A 20,457-nucleotide genomic window follows, 5' to 3' on the forward strand; every position below is an offset into this window, starting at 1 on the left:
TTCCAAGCGCTTTCTTTCCTTATTTTTTCTTTTTTTCTACATGTAACGAAAATGCATTGTTATTTACATAACTTTAGTGTATATTTTTTCTCTGGAACATCTTTAAGAGAAAGGGATTAAGGCCATGTTATTAATCGATATATTTACGTTTCTTGGCATTATCGCCGCTGCCATTTCTGGTACATTAGTTGGTTTAAAAAAAGATCTAGATTTATTTGGTATCCTTTGTTTAGCTGTAGCTACTGCGCTCGGCGGCGGTATTATTCGTGATATTATGATCGGTAACCTGCCTCCTGTCGCATTTGTAAAACCCATTTACTTTTTCGTAAGCGTATTATCCGCATTATTTACTTGTATGTTTTTTGAGCGTATCAATAAACTTCAAGTCGTTATTATGCTTTCTGATGCTGTTGGCTTAGGTGTTTTTACAGCTATCGGTGCAAATGCGGCAATGTCACATCATGTTGACGCCTCATTTTTAGTTGTTTCAATGGGAGTCATTACAGGTATTGGAGGCGGTATTTTGCGTGACATTTGCGCTCAAGATATCCCTTATGTATTCCGAAAAGAGATTTACGCAATCGCTTCTATCTTAGGAGCAATTAGCTTCCTAATTACACATGCACTGGGGGCGCACGTATTAGCTTTCTATGTTTGTTTATTAATAACATTCGTTATTCGTGTCGTCACTGTCATATATAATGTACATTTCCCTGTTTTCTTTAAAACACACGCTAAAATTAATAAAAGTCATTAAGAGGATTCTACATGGAATTCTCTTAATTTATATACTATTCTATACACTAATATGGAATAATTGCATATAAAAATATATAATTATATAAGAACTCGAAATTGAAAACGCTTTACATACAGGAGGAAGAACAATGCTTGGGGTTTTTAAAAAACATAAGAATAAAACAAACGCCAGTATAATTGAATTAAGCAAGGACCAACAAATAATATTCAATGTACCTGCCAATTCTGAACTAAAAATCCAAATGGAAATGCTACATATTTCAAAAGAAGATTTACAAATTGTAAAGGTACTACAACCCTTTATTTATGAGGAAATAGATTGGATTACAGAAAAATTTTATGCCAACATTACAAAACAACCTAATTTAATTACTGTTATTGAACGTTACAGCTCTATTCCAAAACTAAAACAAACTTTGAAAACACATATTAAAGAATTATTCAGTGGAAATATGCATGAAGATTTTATTGAACAACGCATTAGAATTGCCAAAAGACATGTACAAATTGGTTTACATAGAAAATGGTATACGGCTGCTTACCAAGAATTATTCCGCTCTATCATGAAGATTTTGCAGACAAAATTTACAGCAATCGATGATTTTTCTTATTCTATCAATGTAATAAATAAATTATTTACTCTTGAACAAGAACTTGTTCTTGCTGCTTACGAATCTGAGTACGAAAGAATTCAAAAAGAGCATGAAAAAGAAAAAGCACTAACAGCTATGACAATTACGCATATTGCAACAGAACTAGCTGCCGTGTCTGAAAAAACGAGCTCTTCTATTCAAAAACTAACAGCTAAATCCGAAACTATTGTAGAAATTGCCAAAACAGGCACATCATTAGCTACAACATCGGAAGAAAAAGCAAATAAAGGTAAAGAACAATTAAATCAACAAAATAAACGAATGGGATACATTCAAACGAATATGGAAACTATCATTACAGATACACATGAACTTCTTGATATTTCTAACAAAATTAATGAAATTATAGATATTGTAAAATCAATTGCGGAGCAAACAAATTTACTTGCACTAAATGCCGCTATCGAGTCTGCACGTGCTGGAGAGTTTGGTAAAGGTTTTTCTGTTGTAGCTGGAGAAATCCGAAAGTTATCAGAGCAAACGAAGGAATCTATATCCAACGTTACAAAGCTCGTCGAAAAAACAAATGCACAGATTATTCGTGTCTCTTCTTCTGTAAAGCAAATTAGCTCTCTCGTATCTGAAGGAACGGATAGTATGTATGCGACAGATCAATACTTCCAAGAAATCGTAAAAGATATGTCTAACTCAAAAGAACAAAATAAAAAAATTGAAAATGATTTAGAATCTATTTCACAAGTAATGAAAGGGATTCAAGACGATTCCTCAAAAATGGCCCTAACGGCTGATAATTTACAACTAGAACTAAACCGATAAGGTGAAACTTGAGTGAGTGGCGATCCTTCATCTCCACTCACTCAAGTTTCATCATCCATCGATAAAAAGAGCCGTTCCCAACAGATAGTTTGGAACGGCTCTTTTTAATAAGTAAGTTTTTCTTGTTGTATTTTATAGTTAAGTCAATATAATTTCATGTAATAAGGACACTTTGAATTGCAGGACAGGCTCTTATTTTCGGAAAAATATTTTTTGACAATAAACATAACTCATATAAACACCAAAGCTTTGTAAAATGAACACAGCTGGCATGATAATATTGTAATATGCCATATCTACTTGGAAGAGTCTTAGTAATACATATCCACTAACTAACAAAACAAACAACATATATCCTTCGTTTTGTTGTTTCTTAATAAGGAAATGTAATAAAGCTATAGCTATAAATAGCATTACCGTTATATATATAAGTTTTTCACATTTAAATAAAATAGAGTTTATTCCCTCATCTGAAAACTGATTCATTACTGGTTTTAAAAGTTTAAACCTTTCGCTCTCAATCTCTTTTAAATTTTGATCAATGTGCTCTATTACACTTTGATTTTTCGATATTTTTTCCCCATTTGTACCTTTTCCAATTAAAACAGATTGAACATACGCCTCATTCGAAATCTTATATTGTGACATTCCCATTGTATTAATTCCGTAACTCACAATAAAGTGAACGCTATAAAATAAAATGAGTATCCCTATCATCTTCAATAGTACTTTTTGCTTCGTTACTGATTGAAATAATTCAATTAACAACACATATATAGCAATAAAAATAGGAAGAAATAACCCTATTGGGAAAATCATATTGCTACAAGCAAATAAAATCGCTGAAAGCACCCACATATAAGGATGATCTAACCCTTTATATAAAAGTATGTAACAAGCAAAATAAAATAAAAATATTGCAAGCGACTCCTGTGTTAATAAGGAGCTCATGAATATATTTGGAATATATACAGCGTAAAATACAGAGGCAATACGACCACATTCTTCCCCAAAAACCATCGCTGCAATACGATAAATGAAAAATACAGTCCCTGTACAAAATAAAATATTAAATAACTGTAAAACAAATACCGTATCACCAAATATACGAATAACAATCGATTCATAAATAATAAAAGGTAACTGAGTTACATTCTCTATAGTATTACCAATTGCAATTTGCTTTGCAGACTCATACATCACTTTCATATCACCAATTATCGGAGCATCTACAAATAGAACCACGCTAAGTCTCACCAGTATAGATATACTTAGAAGAAAAAGAAGAAATTGTTTACCTGTAAAACGATATTGTAAAATTGATGCCACTAATAAAGTAAGGATGATAAAAATCACCAATACGATTGTTATAGTTGTTGTACTTCCTCCAAAAAATTGCTTACTTGTTTCAAATGCTGACCAACAACTATAAACAAAAAATGTGAGCATCGCACCAATTATTATTTTACTGAAGAAAGACGAAAAATTTGTTTGTATGTGATTCATATGTCCATTGCACCTCTATTTCCTTTCATAACAAAACGATTCTATCATGAATGGGTACACAGCTGATAGGGAATTTCTATGACAAATACAGAGTCATAACTTTTTCACTTGCAATGTAAGCGAATCCTCTTTTACACTACATTTTAGATATAATAAATTTTCTTTCAGTTACATGAATACAAATACAGAAGTTTTAATAGAGTAGAACTTTAATTCATAGTGGGGGTGTTTATCCCCCACTAATGATTAGCTTTTACAAGCTGTCTTCTATGTTTGACAGCCGAATTTTGAAGTGGTTATCTTACCACCCGCACATAGCGAGGTAAAACCCTCTTCTAGAACTCTTTACTTCATTAAATATCTATTGATTTTTAATAATTTTGTACTCCATTTACAATACATGTCATTCTGATTGAAAACAGAAAATAGGGGCTGAATATATGGAAAAGAAATTCATGCGCGAATCAAAAGCAATTAAAACAACACGTGTTTTTCCTAATGATTTAAATAATCATCAAACACTTTTCGGAGGAAAATTATTAGCAGAAATTGATAGTATCGCTTCGATTGCAGCTGCAAGACATAGCCGTAAACATTGCGTAACAGCATCTATCGATTCCGTTGATTTTTTAACTCCAATTCACCAAGCAGATTCTGTTTGTTATGAGGCTTTCGTATGTTATACGGGAAAATCTTCAATGGAAGTTTTCGTAAAAGTAATTGCAGAAAATTTATTAGAGGGCGAGCGTAGAATGGCCGCAACATGTTTCATTACATTTGTCGCATTGAAAGACGGAAAGCCTTCTTCTGTACCGCAAGTACTTCCCGAAACAGAGGAAGAACATTGGCTATACACAACCGGACCAGAGCGTGCAGAAAATAGAAAAAATGGGCGTTTGAAAAGCAAAGAAATGGCTGAAGTATTAACATTAAGTAAACCTTGGAGTATTTAACGATTAATTAACCTTCCTTATTTAAATCAAAAAGGAAGGTTTTTTATATAAAATACATAGAGTTGATTTACAAAGTTTATATGCGGTAAACTTATACAGATGTTCTTTTGACACTCCCACCCCTAAAGGGGCAAGCTGATTAATGTCAGTAGGATTCTTATTACTAAAGTCCGATATGGGCTTTCCTATATCGCGAAATCTGTAATCTTCTTCCTTTCAAAAGGTCTATATAGTGTAAAATACAAAAAATTTGAGGAGATAATAATTATATGATGGAACAAACTCAACTCGTTTCCGTTATTGTCCCGCTATACAATGCGGAAAAATATATTGAAGAGACGATGGAATCAATACTGAATCAGACATATAAAAATCTTGAAATTGTAGTTGTAGATGATGGAAGTAAAGATCAATCATCTTCTATCGTAAAAAATCTTGAGAAAAAATACCCTGAACAAATAAAATATATTCTCCAAGAAAATCAAGGTGTTTCCGTTGCTCGTAATACAGGAATTGAAAATGCTAGCGGAGAATATGTTTCTTTTCTTGATAGTGATGATGTATGGCATCCAACAAAAATAGAAAAGCAAATCGAAAGTATGCACAAAAACAATATGAACGCTTGTTATTGTGGCTATATGAACTTTTACGACGAAACTGGTGAAAAGGTCGAAAATACGACAAACTTTATTAAAGGAAATATGACAAAAGCTTTCTTAACACATCAAGTTTTCGCCCAAACAAGTACTTGGATTTTTAAAAGATCAATTGTGATGGATCATAACATTCGTTTCACACCAGGATGTAGCTGGGGAGAAGATTTAGAGTTTCTATTTAAATTAATGAGTGTAACAAATGTATGTTATGTGGATGAATATTTAACATATTATCGAATCCTATCAGGAGGAAACCTTTCTTCAAATTATAAAGATTATGAATTAAAAACAACAAAAGAATTAGAAGTATTTAATCGAATGAAAGATTGGATTCATAATAAATCAAAAGACTTAATCACAAATGACTCTACAGAACTTATTGAAATCCTTGAAACTTATCTATTCCCATATACAGTCATTAACAATGCCTGTATACACATTAAAGAACACTCTAAATTAGATAAATCAAAAGTTCAATTAATTAAAAGCGATATAAAGAAATATTGTCGCAAAATCTATTCGAAAAATGGAAAACGAAGCAAAAAATTATACGCGATGCTTTGGTTTGTACGCATCAAATTTCTATTTTCTTAAATAAAAAATACGCTTTAAACATTTTTTCCGTAAACAAATTAAACTTATAAATAGGACAAAGTGTGTCCTAAAGAATAGAAAGGTCTCTTTCCATGAAAACAAACAAAATCCTTAAAAACGCCTCCTACCTCTTTGTAGGAAATATTACTGTTCGATTTGTACTTGCTATTGCGACGATTCTCTTTGCAAGATACGTTTCACCAGATGAATACGGGATGTTTACAACTGCATTAGCAGTTTCCGCTGTTATTTGTTATTTTACAGATGCAGGTTTGACACATACATTTATGCGTGAAGGAACACGAAGTGATGCCGACATTAGCGTACTAATCAGTAGTTATTTACGCATTCGTTTTGTACTGGCTGTCATCATTTCCGTACTCTTTGCGATTTTTGCTCAGTTCTTCTATACTGATGCCTACTTACGTGCCATGGTATATTGGGTTGTGCTCCCAACTATGTTTGGGGCAACTCTACAAGGCGTTGGGATGGCTTATTTCCAAGTAACAGAACGTATGCAATTTACAGCGATTATTTCTGTACTACAAGGTGTAACAGCCGCAGCTGCTCTTCTATTTGGAATGTCATTTAAATGGTCACTTATGATGGTCGCTGCCATGTACGGAATATCCAGTCTTGTAACAGGAGTCATCGCTTTCATAATGGTCCTCCGCCATACAACCGTTCATAAAGGCTGGGACAAAGGGATTTTAGATCAACTGCTTATTTTCACAATCAATGGGATCATCATTATGCTTTTACCACAATTAGGACCCATTATATTAGAAAAAGTTTCGACATATGAGCAAGTTGGATTCTTTGGCGCTGCATCGAAAATACCTGCAGTACTTTATCAAATACCTGGTGTAATTGCAGCAGCCTTTTATCCAAAGCTATTTGCTTTTGGAAATGAAAAAAATATTGATGAACATAGAAAACTATCTCAGTTCGAATTAAAACTGATGTCTTTCTTAGGAATGGGCATCGCAATTCCATTTATCGCCGATCCAAGCTTTTGGATTGTTACTTTATTAGGTGAAAAATATGCACCATCTGGTGATGCTCTTGCAATTTTAGCCTTTATGGTCATTTTACAATCTATCAACTATCCACTTGCCGATAATTTAACGACAATTGGCCAACAGTGGAAACGTGCAACAACGATGGGAATTGGATTGGCTGTCGCTATCATAAGTTACATCATCTTAGGTAGCAAATTTGGAATGATGGGGGCTTCTGTAGCAGCTATCATTACTGAAGTTACTTTATTAATTGGATTTACTTTATTTGTCCATAAAGGTTTCGAGCTATTATTTAAAGGAATTATATTTAATAGTCTCGCATTTATAATTAGTTGCGCTCTATACCGCACAATATTAATTAACTTGCCACCGCTAGTGGCTTTAACGCTTACTGGTATATTGTACGGCATTATCGGCCTTGCCATTGACCCACAAATACGCGGGTTACTTTTAGAGTTCATAAATAAAAAGTTTGCTAAGAAAACAGCATAAAAAGAGCTGCCCGAAAAGCCGAACTTCGGACTGGGGTTATGTTCTTATTGAGTAAAAAGACTAACCTGCCTATTAACAAGAAAAACCGTCCCAAAAGGTATTTTGGGACGGTTTTTTTATTCACTATTATTATTCATATATAAAATTGTTTCTTTTAATCCTTCATAATATGGAGTTTTAGGTAGAATACCTATATGCTCCTCATATTTTTCCCCACTTAACATAACTGGTTTTTCTGTCAAATATAACATTTCGACATATTCTTTCATCTGCTTATCAAATAAACCAATGAACTTGATCATACCCCCTTTTACAGTCATTACTCGTTTTGTATATCCCGTTAGTTCACGTATATGTTGAATCATTTCTTCTCCTGTAATAACACCACAACCTGGTATATTCCAATGTTGCCCATAAGCCTCATCACGTAACGCTAATTCTACCATGGCTTTCGCACCATCTGGCGTAAAAATATACTCACGCGCAATCCGCTTATCTCCAACAAAGCTAGATATTTTATTCGCAAGTACGCCATTTAAAGTATGCTGAACGAGTGTACTTTCTGCTTTCGGGCCGTAAAAATCCGGAAAATGAGCAATAAACATTTGGACACCACTCCGCACTGCCATCATTTCAAGTTGTAATCGAATTTTCCCCTTCTTCGTATGAGGTTTCTTTTCAGCATCTTCTTTAACGAGCCCTTGATTTTGCATACCATATGCATAAATATTATCAACGATCCCTAACTTAATATTATTCTCTTTTGTTACTTCCAATATGTTTCTTAATAGTTTAGGTTGCTTCTCTTCCCAATCCGAATAGGGGATATTTATAGCATGGAATATAGCATCTACGTCTTTCGCAGTATCCATTATATCCGCTTTTACAAATACATCTCCTGCTACTATTTGTATCCGTTCTTCTCCTTGAAATAAATTCTCCAGCTTCCTCTTATTTCTTGCAAAAGCAATCACATCAATTCCTCTATTACATAACTCCTTTGTAATCGCATATCCCATTGCTCCAGACGCTCCCAGTACTAACGCTTTTCTCATCCTAATTCCCCTCCAATTAATTAACCGCTGTTCAATTAATAGTAAAAAGAAAATCACTTACATTAGAAGCGATTTTGAAATAAACTCTACATGTGCTTGAGCGAACCCCTTTAATTCTTCAAATGTTTGCCCACTTCCGCAATAATGCGCTACAAACCCATGTAATGATAAAAAGACAGACCATATCATCATTGTATCTATTCTTTTATTACATAAAGAAAAAACAACCTTTGCAAATTTTTCATAACTAACATTCGGGCCGTCTGCTAGACATTCCTTTAACTCATCATCTTTAATTAAAAACATAATTTCATAATGACTTTGATTTTTTAAACCAAACTCTATAAAACCAAATAAAACCGCTTTTAACTGATCTTCTTGAGATAAGTGTCTTTTACTAATCTCATCTAACTTTTTATTTAGCAATTGAAAGTCTTGTTCTACCATTGCATAAAAAAGTTCAGCTTTATTTTTAAAATGATAATAAATTGAACCATGGCTATAACCTAGTTCCGTCGCAATTTTACGCATTGAAGTGTGTTGATATCCTTGCTGTACAAATAAATCTCTGGCTGCATTCATAATCATTTCTCTTGTTAACTCTTGTTTGACTGCTCTTCTTGGCGACATTTTTTATACCTCACGATTTAATTAACCACTGTTCAATTATTATTATATATTTTTTCCAAAATAATGCAACTTATTTTTTTCAAAATATACATTTTTGAAATGATAGCATTATATCAAAGAATTTAGTATCATGATTCAAGACACTATTTAGAAATGAACGGAGGACATTATGAGCTTATTAACTGTTGAAAAATTAGGTCATACATTTGGTGATCGCACATTATTTAAAGACGTATCCATGCGCTTACTCGCAGGAGAGCATGTTGGATTAGTTGGAGCAAACGGTGTTGGTAAATCAACATTTATGAATATAATTACTGGTCAGCTTATTCACGATGAAGGTCGTGTAGAATGGACACCTGGTACAAATTATGGTTACTTAGATCAACATACAATTTTAACACCTGGTCGCACAATTCGTGATGTATTAGCAGATGCGTTTTTACCTTTATTTGAAAAAGAAAAAGCTTTAAATGAAGTTACAGAAAAAATGGGAACTGCTACAACAGAAGAGTTAGAGGAACTTCTTGAGCAAATGGCAGAAATACAAGATGCTCTTGAAGCAGGTGGTTTCTATTTATTAGATATGAAAATTGAGGAAGCAGCGCGTGGTCTTGGAATTGACGCAATTGGTTTAGATCGTGATGTTGCGGCATTAAGTGGTGGACAACGTACAAAAGTATTACTTGCAAAGTTACTACTTGAACAACCAGAAGTATTACTATTGGATGAACCTACCAACTATCTAGACGTTGAACATATTCATTGGTTAACAACTTATTTAAAAGAATATCCACATGCATTCCTATTAATTTCCCATGATACGGAATTTATGAATAAATGTGTCGATGTTATTTTCCATCTAGAATTCACAAAAATGACGCGTTATACAGCGACATATGAAAAGTTCCTAGAGCTAGCGGAAATCAATAAAAACCAACATATAAACGCTTATGAAAAACAAAAAGAATTTATTAAAAAGCAAGAAGATTTCATTGCGAAAAATAAAGCTCGTTATTCAACGACAGGCCGTGCAAAGAGTCGTCAAAAACAACTGGATCGTATGGAGCGTATCGATCGCCCTGAAACAGCTATTAAACCTGAGTTTTCATTTAAAGAAAGTCGTGCAAGCAGTCGATTCGTCTTTGAAGGAGAAAATGTAGAAATTGGATATTCACATCCATTATTACCAAAATTATCAATGACAATTGAACGCGGTGAAAAAATTGCAATCGTTGGATGTAATGGTGTCGGTAAGTCAACACTATTAAAGACAATTTTAGGTAAGATTAAACCATTAAGCGGAAAAACTAGCCTCGGTGACTTCTTAAGCCCATCATACTTCGAGCAAGAAGTAAAAGCTGATCATATAACACCAATTGATGATGTTTGGAATACATTCCCTAGCTTAGATCAACATCAAGTACGTGCAATGTTAGCAAAATGCGGTTTAAAAAATGAACATATATCTCGCCCTCTGAACCAATTAAGCGGTGGCGAACAGGCAAAAGTTCGTTTATGTAAGCTAATGGGCGAAGAAAGTAACTGGTTACTCTTTGATGAGCCAACAAATCACCTTGATGTTACAGCAAAAGAAGAACTACAAAAAGCAATGAAGGCATATAAAGGAACTATTCTTCTTGTATGTCACGAACCAGAATTTTATGAAGGTTGGATAACAAAAACTTGGGATGTAGAAAAATGGGCCCAAGAAAATTCTTAATTACCTAAAAGCATCCCTTTACATCATCGTAATAAACATGTAAAGGGATTTAACTTTATAATTGTCATAAAAATTAATAAGGAGTTTTTAAGCATAATGCAAAGTACATTTTTCTTGAAACTTAATACCTTTTTTGTGAAATGTTTATTGATACTATGTCTCATTATTTCTGCAGCGATCACGTTTCAATCAATAGTTGTGACTAGAGAATATACCAATACACGTCTCCTTATAATACTCCCAGTAATTATTATACTAGGCCTTTTACTTTTATTTATCGGCTATATTTCTAATAAATATATGTCGAAAATGGTATTTACTATTTCGCTTATCATTTTAGCTTTTTCGATTCGATTAATTTGGGTTTTCAATGTTCAAACTCCAATCGAATCTGATTTTGCAGTAATGTACAATAGTGCCATTCAAGCTACTAAAGGTGATTTTAGTTTTGCACAAAGTACATATTATACTTCATGGGTTTATCAACTCGGATTTACAATGTACCAAGCTTTTATTATTAAATTATTTGGTGAAGGGCCCTTCCTTCTAAAGTTTTTAAATGTATTGTATTGTACAGGAACGACATTCTTAGTTTACAAACTAACTTCTCATATATTTAACGAATGGTCTGGAAGAATAGCTGGACTACTATATGCATTATATATTCCAAGTATTGTGCTGAGCTCAGTACTAACGAATCAACACCTTGCTGTATTCCTATTTTATCTTGGGTTTTATTTATTAGTTACAAAAGGCCTAAGTCATAAATATATGTGGATTTTTATAGGTCTTTCTCTGTCAGTAGGGGATCTTATGCGTCCACTTGGTGCTATCATTTTGATTGCAATAACTATTTACATCTTTTTACAAGGTATATTAGGACAATCAAAACAAAACATTTTCAATTCAATTAAAAAACTTTGTGGGATTTTCATCGTTTTTTACCTCGTACATTACATTGTAAGCTATGCATTTATATCTGCTGGAATTACACAATACCCTCTATCTAACCGTGATCCTCTCTGGAAATTTACAGTAGGATTTAATCACGAAACAAAGGGTGGTTATTCTGCAGCAGATGCTGGATACATTATGTCCTTTGACATTGGTGAAGAACGAACAGCAGCTGAAAAAAAATTGATTCAAGAGCGAATAGCTGATCCAAAACAAGTTTTATCTTTATTCGGCGATAAGTTCACACTCATGTGGGCAGATTTTGATTCCGCCCCAATGTGGAGTCTACTGTCGCTAGAAAAAACAGACCCTGATATGATTACTTTAAAAGACACCCTTACGAAATACGAAAAGTATATGTATATTACAGCTATGCTATTTTGTACGTTGGCGCTTCTTTATCTCATCGTAACTAAGCAAAACAACACACATTACACACTATTTTTATTATTAATCATTGGTTACATAACTGTTCATTTCTTAATCGAATACCAAACGAGATATCGATACTTCATTATTCCTAGCTTTACAATGATTCAAGGATATGGATTGTATTTATGTTATCGTCTTATTTCGAAAAGAAAGATTTCAAAAGGATAAAGCTACAATTCCAAAGGTTCGCATGCTGCCCCGCAATTATTGGACACCATCTAAAATTGCGGGGCAGTTTTTTGATACTTATGTTTATTAACGTTAAATGCCTTATTCTAAAACAGCAAGAATTCACCAACAATAAAAAACCACACGCATAGAGCGATGATTGGAACTGCTGCAATTGGTCGTACCATATTCATTAATGCAAATAGTGCCGCTAATAAAATCGAATACACCACTAATTTTTTTATATTTATATTATGAATCTTCTCATGAACAATAATCATAATCGTCCAAATTAATAACAATATTGTACAATATAGTGGCTCTGAAATTGCAAACATGTTATAAATCGTCTGAGAAGGCAATACTATCCACAAAACACTTGCTGTTATTGCTGTTTTAACTCCACCAATTTTTCTAGATATAACATATATCAATCCCATTGATATTGTAGTTAAAACAACATTTACAATAGGTGCTACCATATGACTAGCTCCAAATATTTTTAAGAAAATACTTAAAAATGAGGCATAACCAAAAATATGTGGAAATAACACGATATATCTATTATTAATAACAAATTCTTCACTTAATGCTTCTGCAGTATAATAAAAAGTAGCATAATCAACCAGTGGCTCAATTCGGTACATAAGAACCCATGTTAATTTAACTACTAAGAAAATAATGACTAATACAAAAAAGCATTTTTTCTCATTTGATTTTTCTAGATATGATGAACATTTTCTAAGGATATAGGCCCAATTGTACATAAAAGCACAACCCCTGTTAATATCATTGCATAATTGTATTTTTGGGTATCTGAAAAATAATTAATATTGAGGCAAAAACACCGTATATCATGTATACCGCACGTGTAGAAAGAGTCGATAACCCTTTTGAAAATAATTCCAATATAATCTACTCCTTTAAACATTGATACAAAGATATAGTTATACAATATAACAATTCCATACTTAGTCAGTTAAACAGAAAAATCAAAAAATAATCATTTTCACTTCCATTATAACCCATATACGTGCTCAAGTAACCTTCAATAGTTCCATACAAACTGTACATTAAGCGTATTAAGACTGCTGTATACATACACCCGGCCAATCATCATCTATACTTTTAAAAATATAAGTACCTGTATAGCGGATTTTTCTAAGTAAAATATCAAATAAATTTAAAATCCCGTAAAATTAAAGCAAATCAATTTTATTAACGTTTCAGTATAAACTATGTTATAATTAGTGTTTGTTATGTATGAATAACTTTTCTACATTTCCTATTTTATTTATATATTTTATAAAGATGAGGATACTATTATGGAGAAACTCTTAAAGTTTGGTTTAGTAGGAATCTTTAATACACTCATTACAATTATTAGCTTCATGATATTAGTAAAACTTGGAATGAATTATCTCGTTGCGAATACCATTTCATATTTACTTGGTGTTGCTAATAGCTACTACTGGAATAAAAATTGGGTGTTTAAATCTAGCAATAAAAGCACGTCAGTGTTTTTCAAATTTCTAACTGTAAATTTAATTGTATTAGCTTTTAATACATTAAGTTTGTTTATATTAGTAGATAAACTTGCTTTCAATACATTTATTGCACAGATCTTTGCAATTGGCGTCGGAATGATTATGAACTTTTTCCTTAATAAAATTTGGACATTTAATGAAACCGAAAGCCCTACTAATTAAAAAATTGAAGCAATTTATTAAAACTACGGAGGATACAAAATGGAAAAATTAATTTCGATTGTAGTTCCTATGTACTTCGAGGAAGAAGTAGCACAGGAATGTTATAATCGTTTAAAGTCCGTTATGCTGCAAAATAATATTAATTATGAATTGGTTTTTGTAAACGACGGTAGTACAGATCGTACAATGGAAATCCTATCAGAAATATCTGCAAATGATTATCGTACAAAAGTTGTTAATTTTGCACGCAACTTCGGACATCAAATAGCTGTTACTGCTGGTATTGCTGCTGCAAAAGGTGACGCTATTGTAATTATAGATGCAGACTTACAAGATCCACCAGAAGTTATTCCTGAACTTATTGCCAAATGGGAAGAAGGATATGAAGTTGTTTATGCAAAACGTAAACAACGTAAAGGTGAAACTTGGTTCAAACTGTTAACTGCTAAATATTTCTATAAATTCTTAAACTATATGTCTGATATCGATATTCCAAAAGATACAGGTGATTTCCGAATCATCGATCGCAAAGTTGCTGATGTTTTTAATCAAATGACGGAACGAAATCGCTTTATTCGCGGCATGATGTCTTGGGTTGGCTTCCGCCAAACGTATGTTGAATATGAACGTGATGAGCGCTTTGCTGGTGAAACAAAATATCCATTAAAGAAAATGATTAAGTTTGCATCCGATGGAATCATTGCATTTTCGACAAAACCGTTACGAATCGTTATGTCTTTAGGCTTATTATCAGTTCTCATTTCCATAATTGTCTTACTGTATACAATTACTGTGAAAATCATCGGAAATGATACTCAAACAGGTTGGGCATCTATTATGGTCGCAATTACATTCTTTAGCGGCATTCAATTACTTGGCCTTGGAATTGTAGGTCAGTATATTGCTCGTATTTATGACGAAAGTAAAAACCGTCCGATTTATATCGTGAAAGAAACAATTAACATTGAAAAAGAAGCGACTGCACAGAAAAAAGAAAAAGTGCACGTATAAAAAAAAGGTAACAATGAAAAACATCATTGTTACCTTTTTATATTGTAATATCCCATAAGTCGCAAGCGGAATTCTTTTAAATTTGGATATGCCTCTAAATTAGACAACATCCCTTGAATAACTGGAATCCTTGGATTTAACAACCTCATTTCCGCCTCCAAAACATCTAGCGTAACAAGCAATTCCTCATCTTCTAATTGATCAGCTAATGTACGTTTAAACACAATAATTTCTTTTAGAAAATGTTCCTTAACCTGCTCCTTAATGAGCTCTGATTTACAAAGAAATTCTCCCAGCCTTTCTTCATGCAAAACGGGTTCTTCCGAAGATTCCACCAGTCCATCTACTAAATGGTCTATCCTTTTTAAAATAAAAGCCGCGACATACGATAAATCAATTTCTGGTGCTTGTAAAATAATGAGTTCTAAATATCCACGGAATATCCCTTCCACCATAATTACCAAATCTAATAAATACGGACTGACCTCTTCACCATAAATAGACAGTAAGCTATTCCGATAAAATGCATGGGATTCTAACTTCATCCGCACCATAAACTCTTCTACTTCTTTATTAAATGGAATGGCATTTTCTCTTGCATGCATAATAATAAATTCTTTATGTTTTTGCACATCAGTAAACTGAAAATATAATTGTTTTTCAAATTTTTCACGTGGTAATAACGACTCTTTTTCAATATCCAGCATTTTCTTTTGGATTTTGTCATAATAATATCGAAGTGTCGCTAATAAAAGCTCATCTTTCGATTTAAAATACAAATAAAAAGCCCCTTTTGATATACCACAAGCTGTGACGATCTCTTGTACTGATGTTGCATTTACACCCTTATTCGCAAATAACTTCATAGCCATCTCTATAATTAAGCGCTCTTTTTCTCTCATACTTTCGCTCCTAAATTTAATCTCGCATCCTATTATAAATGTATCCCGCATTAACGTGCAGTAATATCCCCACCCCAAAATCCGATTAACGGCAAGAAAGTTAGGCGGAAGATTAACCGCACGTGAAAATCCGATTGGCGCGGGCTACTAATCAGTGTGGTGGAAAAAATACCCCACTGATTAAAGTTTAACTTTATTATAGCATCTCTTTTCATTGACGATTGACCGACTAGTCAGTTATATTATGTATTAGACTGACCGATTGGTCAATACAATAAAAAGGGAGCGCAAACATGAACAAACTCATCAATTTCTCGTTAAAAAATAAGTTCGCGGTTTGGCTACTAACCATTATTGTTACCATTGCAGGCATTTATTCTGGGATGAATATGAAGTTAGAAACAATCCCTGATATTACAACGCCTATTGTAACAGTAACTACGGTTTATCCTGGTGCTACACCAGAAGAAGTAGCTGATAAAATTTCAAAACCAATGGAAGAGCAACTCCAAAATTTAAGTGGTGTAAACGTTGTTAGTTCATCATCTTATCAAAACGCATCTTCTATTCAGGTAGAATATGATTTTGATAAAAATATGGAAAAAGCCGAAACGGAAATTAAAGAATCGCTCGCAAACGTGAAACTGCCCGAAGGTGTGAAAGACCCGAAAGTCTCACGAGTAAACTTTAATGCCTTTCCTGTTATTTCATTAAGCGTAGCAAGTAAAAATGAATCTTTAGCTGCCTTAACAGAAAATGTAGAAAAAAATGTTGTTCCTGGATTAAAAGGACTTGATGGTGTCGCATCTGTTCAAATCGCAGGTCAACAAGTAGACGAAGTACAGCTTGTCTTCAAAAAAGATAAGATGAAAGAATTAGGTTTAAGTGAAGATACCGTAAAAAATATGATTAAAGGTTCGGACGTATCGTTACCACTTGGCTTATATACATTTAAAGATACGGAAAAATCAGTTGTTGTAGATGGTAACATTACAACAATTAAAGCATTAAAAGAATTAAAAATTCCAGCTATCCCTTCATCACCGAATGGTCAAGGTAATCAAAATGCTGGTGCTGGAACACAAGCACCACAGATGAATCCAGCCGCTATGAACGGCATACCAACGGTTACATTAGAAGAAATTGCTGATATTAAAGAAGTCGGAAAAGCAGAGTCTATTTCTCGAACAAATGGAAAAGAAGCAATCGGAATTCAAATTGTGAAGGCTGCTGATGCGAATACAGTTGATGTTGTAAATGCAGTTAAAGATAAAGTAAAAGACCTTGAGAAAAAATATAAAGACTTAGAGATTATTTCAACATTCGATCAAGGTGCGCCTATTGAAAAATCAGTCGAAACAATGCTTAGCAAAGCTATTTTCGGTGCTATCTTTGCAATTGTTATTATTATGTTGTTCCTGCGAAACATTCGAACAACGCTAATCTCTGTCGTTTCTATACCACTTTCTTTATTAATTGCTGTCTTAGTCATAAAACAAATGGATATTACGCTTAACATCATGACACTTGGAGCAATGACAGTCGCTATCGGACGTGTCGTCGATGACTCCATTGTTGTTATTGAAAATATTTACCGACGTATGTCGTTATCAGAAGAAAAATTACGTGGAAAAGATTTAATTCGTGAAGCTACGAAAGAAATGTTTATCCCAATTATGTCTTCTACAATTGTAACAATCGCTGTATTCTTACCTCTTGGACTTGTAAAAGGTATGATTGGTGAAATGTTCTTACCATTTGCTTTAACAATTGTTTTTGCCCTACTCGCTTCCTTACTTGTGGCAGTTACAATTGTACCGATGCTAGCACATTCCTTATTCAAGAAGGAAAGCATGAGAGAAAAAGAAGTACATCATGAGGAAAAACCAAGCAAATTAGCAAACGGATATAAACGTATACTTGAATGGGCGTTAAACCATAAAATTATTACATCAAGTATCGCTGTCCTTCTATTAGTTGGTAGTCTTGCTCTTGTGCCAATTATCGGTGTAAGCTTCTTACCATCTGAAGAAGAAAAAATGATCATTGCAACATACAATCCTGAGCCAGGTCAAACGTTAGACGACGTTGAAAAAATCGCAACGAAAGCTGAGAAGCATTTCCAAGATAAAAAAGACGTCAAAACAATTCAATTCTCATTAGGTGGCGAAAACCCAATGAGCCCTGGTCAATCAAATCAAGCAATGTTCTTCGTTCAATATGATAACGATACGAAAAACTTTGAAAAAGAGAAAGAACAAGTCGTTAAAGATTTACAAAAGATGTCTGGAAAAGGTGAATGGAAAAACCAAGATTTCGGAGCAAGTGGCGGTAGTAACGAAATTAAGCTATACGTTTATGGAGATAGCTCTGAAGAAATTAAGCCTGTCGTGAAAGACATTCAAAATATCATGAAGAAAAATAAAGATTTAAAAGACGTAGACTCTAGTGTTGCAAAAACATATGCAGAATATACTTTAGTCGCTGATCAAGAAAAGTTAAGTAAAATGGGGCTAACTGCTGCTCAAATTGGGATGGGACTTTCGAATCAACACGATCGCCCTGTTCTAACAACAATTAAAAAAGACAGTAAAGATATAAATGTATATGTAGAAACTGAAAAACAAAACTATGAAACGATCGATGACTTAACAAATCGTAAAATTACAACGCCACTTGGTAATGAAGTTGCTGTTAAAGATGTTATGACTGTAAAAGAAGGTGAAACTTCTAACACAGTAACACATCGTGATGGCCGTGTTTATGCGGCGGTTAGTGCGAAATTAACATCTGATGACGTTTCAAAAGCATCTGCCGCTGTTCAAAAAGAAGTAGATAAAATGGATCTTCCTTCTGGTGTAGATGTTTCTATGGGCGGTGTTACACAAGACATTCAAGAATCATTCAAACAACTTGGCTTAGCGATGTTAGCTGCGATTGCTATTGTATACTTCGTTCTTGTTGTTACATTTGGCGGTGCCCTTGCACCATTCGCAATTTTATTCTCGCTACCATTCACAATCATCGGTGCACTCGTTGCCTTACTAATCTCTGGCGAAACGTTAAGTGTATCTGCGATGATTGGGGCTCTTATGCTAATTGGTATCGTTGTAACAAACGCTATCGTGCTCATTGACCGCGTTATTCATAAAGAAAATGACGGCCTATCAACACGTGAAGCATTATTAGAAGCTGGTGCAACACGCCTGCGTCCTATCTTAATGACTGCAATTGCAACAATCGGGGCTCTTATCCCGCTTGCATTAGGATTTGAAGGTAGCGGCTTAATTTCTAAAGGACTTGGCGTAACCGTAATTGGTGGATTAACAAGTTCAACGTTATTAACACTTCTTATTGTTCCAATCGTTTATGAAGCACTAAGCAAATTTAAAAAGAAAAAAGTAAAATAAAAAATAACCTCGCTGACTGCGAGGTTATTTTTTATTCCCAAACAAGATTAGAAAATCACCATATCCTTCTTTTTCTAACTCTTCTTTTTGAATAAAGCGTAGCGCTGCTGAATTAATACAGTAACGAAGGCCATTTGGTCCTGGACCGTCTGGAAATACATGCCCCAGATGTGAATCTCCTTCTTTACTTCTCACTTCCGTACGCGTCATATTATGGCTAACATCCATTTTCTCTTTCACACTAGCTGACATAACTGGTTTCGTAAAACTCGGCCATCCACAGCCGCTATCGAACTTATCGAAAGAAGTAAATAATGGTTCACCCGAAGCAATATCTACATAAAGCCCTTCTTCTTTATGATTCCAATATTCATTTTGAAAAGGCGGTTCAGTTCCATTTTCCTGTGTTACATAAAACTGCATCTCGTTTAATCTTTCTTTTAAATGAGCATTATTCTTTGGCCAATGTTGTTTAATAAAAGTATCTCGTCCTGATCCTTTACGGTATAACTCATAGCGGAATGTGTTTTTCTTATGATAGCCTTGATGATATTCTTCAGCCAGATAAAACGTAGTAGCTGGCAATATTTTTGTAGCAACCGGCTTCGAAAAACGTCCACTCTTCTCAAGCTCTTCTTTTGAAACCTCTGCCTTTTTATGTTGTTCTTCATTATGATAAAAAATCACTGTTTCATAAGACTGTCCACGGTCGTGGAATTGCCCCCCCATATCAGTCGGGTCAATCTGTCTCCAATATATATTTAACAACTCTTCATACGGCATTTTATTTGCATCAAATGTAATTTGTACTGCTTCATAATGCCCAGTTGTTTCCGAGCACACTTCTTTATACGTTGGATTCTCTTTATGGCCACCTGTATAGCCTGAAACAACCTGTATAATCCCTTCCATCTCTTCAAACGGCGAAACCATGCACCAGAAACACCCACCAGCAAATGTAGCTAATTCCTTCTTTTCATTTATAGCCATTATTTCACCCCAATTGTATATTCTTCTTACAGTATGGCATAGAATACCATACTTTATAAAA

General features: G+C 33.8%; 15 protein-coding genes and 3 pseudogenes. 11 read left to right on the forward strand and 7 right to left on the reverse strand.

What is annotated here, in order from left to right; all coding sequences use genetic code 11:
- Window positions 1-124: 124 nt before the first annotated feature.
- From MHB76_RS25760 to MHB76_RS26365, 3 genes and pseudogenes are all read left to right on the forward strand, one after another.
- Complete coding sequence (locus MHB76_RS25760) at window positions 125-757, forward strand: trimeric intracellular cation channel family protein (RefSeq protein WP_002159709.1); 633 nt, start codon at window positions 125-127, stop codon at window positions 755-757.
- A gap of 250 nt (window positions 758-1,007) precedes the next feature.
- A pseudogene (locus MHB76_RS26360) lies at window positions 1,008-1,385 on the forward strand (protoglobin family protein); the annotation flags it as partial.
- Entirely contained in the window at window positions 1,383-2,189 is an 807-nt protein-coding gene (locus MHB76_RS26365) for a methyl-accepting chemotaxis protein (protein ID WP_418883988.1), read from the forward strand. The pseudogene MHB76_RS26360 and the gene MHB76_RS26365, both read left to right, overlap by 3 nt.
- Window positions 2,190-2,381: 192 nt before the next feature.
- Here MHB76_RS26365 and MHB76_RS25770 read toward each other — a convergent pair whose 3' ends face one another.
- A complete protein-coding gene (locus MHB76_RS25770) occupies window positions 2,382-3,695 on the reverse strand; it encodes an ArnT family glycosyltransferase (protein ID WP_016106768.1) in 1,314 nt (437 codons plus the stop codon).
- Window positions 3,696-4,135: 440 nt separating this feature from the next.
- On the opposite strand from MHB76_RS25770, the gene MHB76_RS25775 reads away from it, so the two are divergent.
- The 3 genes from MHB76_RS25775 to MHB76_RS25785 all read left to right on the forward strand — a co-directional run bounded on the left by MHB76_RS25775 (window position 4,136) and on the right by MHB76_RS25785 (window position 7,412).
- Complete coding sequence (locus MHB76_RS25775) at window positions 4,136-4,648, forward strand: acyl-CoA thioesterase (RefSeq protein ID WP_016106769.1); 513 nt, start codon at window positions 4,136-4,138, stop codon at window positions 4,646-4,648.
- Between the two features lie 269 nt (window positions 4,649-4,917).
- Entirely contained in the window at window positions 4,918-5,898 is a 981-nt protein-coding gene (locus MHB76_RS25780) for a glycosyltransferase family 2 protein (RefSeq protein ID WP_016106770.1), read from the forward strand.
- 92 nt (window positions 5,899-5,990) lie between these two features.
- A complete protein-coding gene (locus tag MHB76_RS25785; RefSeq protein WP_016106771.1) occupies window positions 5,991-7,412 on the forward strand; it encodes an oligosaccharide flippase family protein in 1,422 nt (473 codons plus the stop codon).
- A gap of 116 nt (window positions 7,413-7,528) precedes the next feature.
- On the opposite strand, the gene MHB76_RS25790 is transcribed toward MHB76_RS25785, so the two are convergent.
- Window positions 7,529-8,467 carry an SDR family NAD(P)-dependent oxidoreductase gene (locus tag MHB76_RS25790; protein WP_078174629.1) on the reverse strand — a complete coding sequence of 313 codons (939 nt, stop codon included), beginning with the start codon at window positions 8,465-8,467 and terminating at the stop codon, window positions 7,529-7,531.
- A gap of 57 nt (window positions 8,468-8,524) precedes the next feature.
- Window positions 8,525-9,097, reverse strand: a complete 573-nt coding sequence (locus MHB76_RS25795) for a TetR/AcrR family transcriptional regulator (protein WP_002159702.1) — start codon at window positions 9,095-9,097, stop codon at window positions 8,525-8,527.
- 169 nt (window positions 9,098-9,266) lie between these two features.
- Between MHB76_RS25795 and abc-f the strand changes: the two genes are divergently transcribed.
- Both abc-f and MHB76_RS25805 read left to right on the forward strand, forming a co-directional pair.
- The gene (gene abc-f / locus MHB76_RS25800) at window positions 9,267-10,820 is read left to right on the forward strand and encodes a ribosomal protection-like ABC-F family protein (protein ID WP_078174627.1); all 1,554 of its coding nucleotides are present in this window, start codon (window positions 9,267-9,269) and stop codon (window positions 10,818-10,820) included.
- 96 nt (window positions 10,821-10,916) lie between these two features.
- The gene (locus MHB76_RS25805; protein WP_078174626.1) at window positions 10,917-12,374 is read left to right on the forward strand and encodes a glycosyltransferase family 39 protein; all 1,458 of its coding nucleotides are present in this window, start codon (window positions 10,917-10,919) and stop codon (window positions 12,372-12,374) included.
- 128 nt (window positions 12,375-12,502) lie between these two features.
- Here the strand turns inward: MHB76_RS25805 and MHB76_RS25810 are convergent.
- Window positions 12,503-13,283, reverse strand: a pseudogene (locus tag MHB76_RS25810) (glycosyltransferase family 39 protein); the annotation flags it as partial.
- Between the two features lie 416 nt (window positions 13,284-13,699).
- On the opposite strand from MHB76_RS25810, the gene MHB76_RS25815 reads away from it, so the two are divergent.
- Together MHB76_RS25815 and MHB76_RS25820 are read left to right on the forward strand one after the other, a co-directional pair.
- Window positions 13,700-14,083 carry a GtrA family protein gene (locus MHB76_RS25815; protein WP_078174625.1) on the forward strand — a complete coding sequence of 128 codons (384 nt, stop codon included), beginning with the start codon at window positions 13,700-13,702 and terminating at the stop codon, window positions 14,081-14,083.
- A gap of 39 nt (window positions 14,084-14,122) precedes the next feature.
- On the forward strand, window positions 14,123-15,094 hold the full coding sequence (locus MHB76_RS25820; RefSeq protein WP_016106777.1) for a glycosyltransferase family 2 protein: 972 nt from the start codon (window positions 14,123-14,125) through the stop codon (window positions 15,092-15,094).
- 29 nt (window positions 15,095-15,123) lie between these two features.
- On the opposite strand, the gene MHB76_RS25825 is transcribed toward MHB76_RS25820, so the two are convergent.
- Window positions 15,124-15,996, reverse strand: a complete 873-nt coding sequence (locus tag MHB76_RS25825) for a TetR/AcrR family transcriptional regulator (RefSeq protein WP_078174624.1) — start codon at window positions 15,994-15,996, stop codon at window positions 15,124-15,126.
- Between the two features lie 293 nt (window positions 15,997-16,289).
- On the opposite strand from MHB76_RS25825, the gene MHB76_RS25830 reads away from it, so the two are divergent.
- Window positions 16,290-19,406: an efflux RND transporter permease subunit gene (locus MHB76_RS25830; protein WP_078174623.1), complete on the forward strand. Its 3,117-nt coding sequence runs from the start codon at window positions 16,290-16,292 to the stop codon at window positions 19,404-19,406.
- A gap of 24 nt (window positions 19,407-19,430) precedes the next feature.
- Here MHB76_RS25830 and msrB read toward each other — a convergent pair whose 3' ends face one another.
- Window positions 19,431-19,883, reverse strand: coding sequence for a peptide-methionine (R)-S-oxide reductase MsrB (gene msrB / locus MHB76_RS26370; protein WP_372343026.1), 453 nt, complete (start codon window positions 19,881-19,883; stop codon window positions 19,431-19,433).
- A 45-nt stretch (window positions 19,884-19,928) separates the two neighbouring features.
- Window positions 19,929-20,396: pseudogene (gene msrA / locus MHB76_RS26375) on the reverse strand (peptide-methionine (S)-S-oxide reductase MsrA); the annotation flags it as partial.
- Window positions 20,397-20,457 lie beyond the last annotated feature (61 nt).

The sequence above is a fragment of the Bacillus sp. FSL M7-1345 genome, assembly GCF_038006985.1.
In the GTDB taxonomy this organism is placed as follows: Bacteria; Bacillota; Bacilli; order Bacillales; family Bacillaceae_G; genus Bacillus_A; species Bacillus_A cereus_U.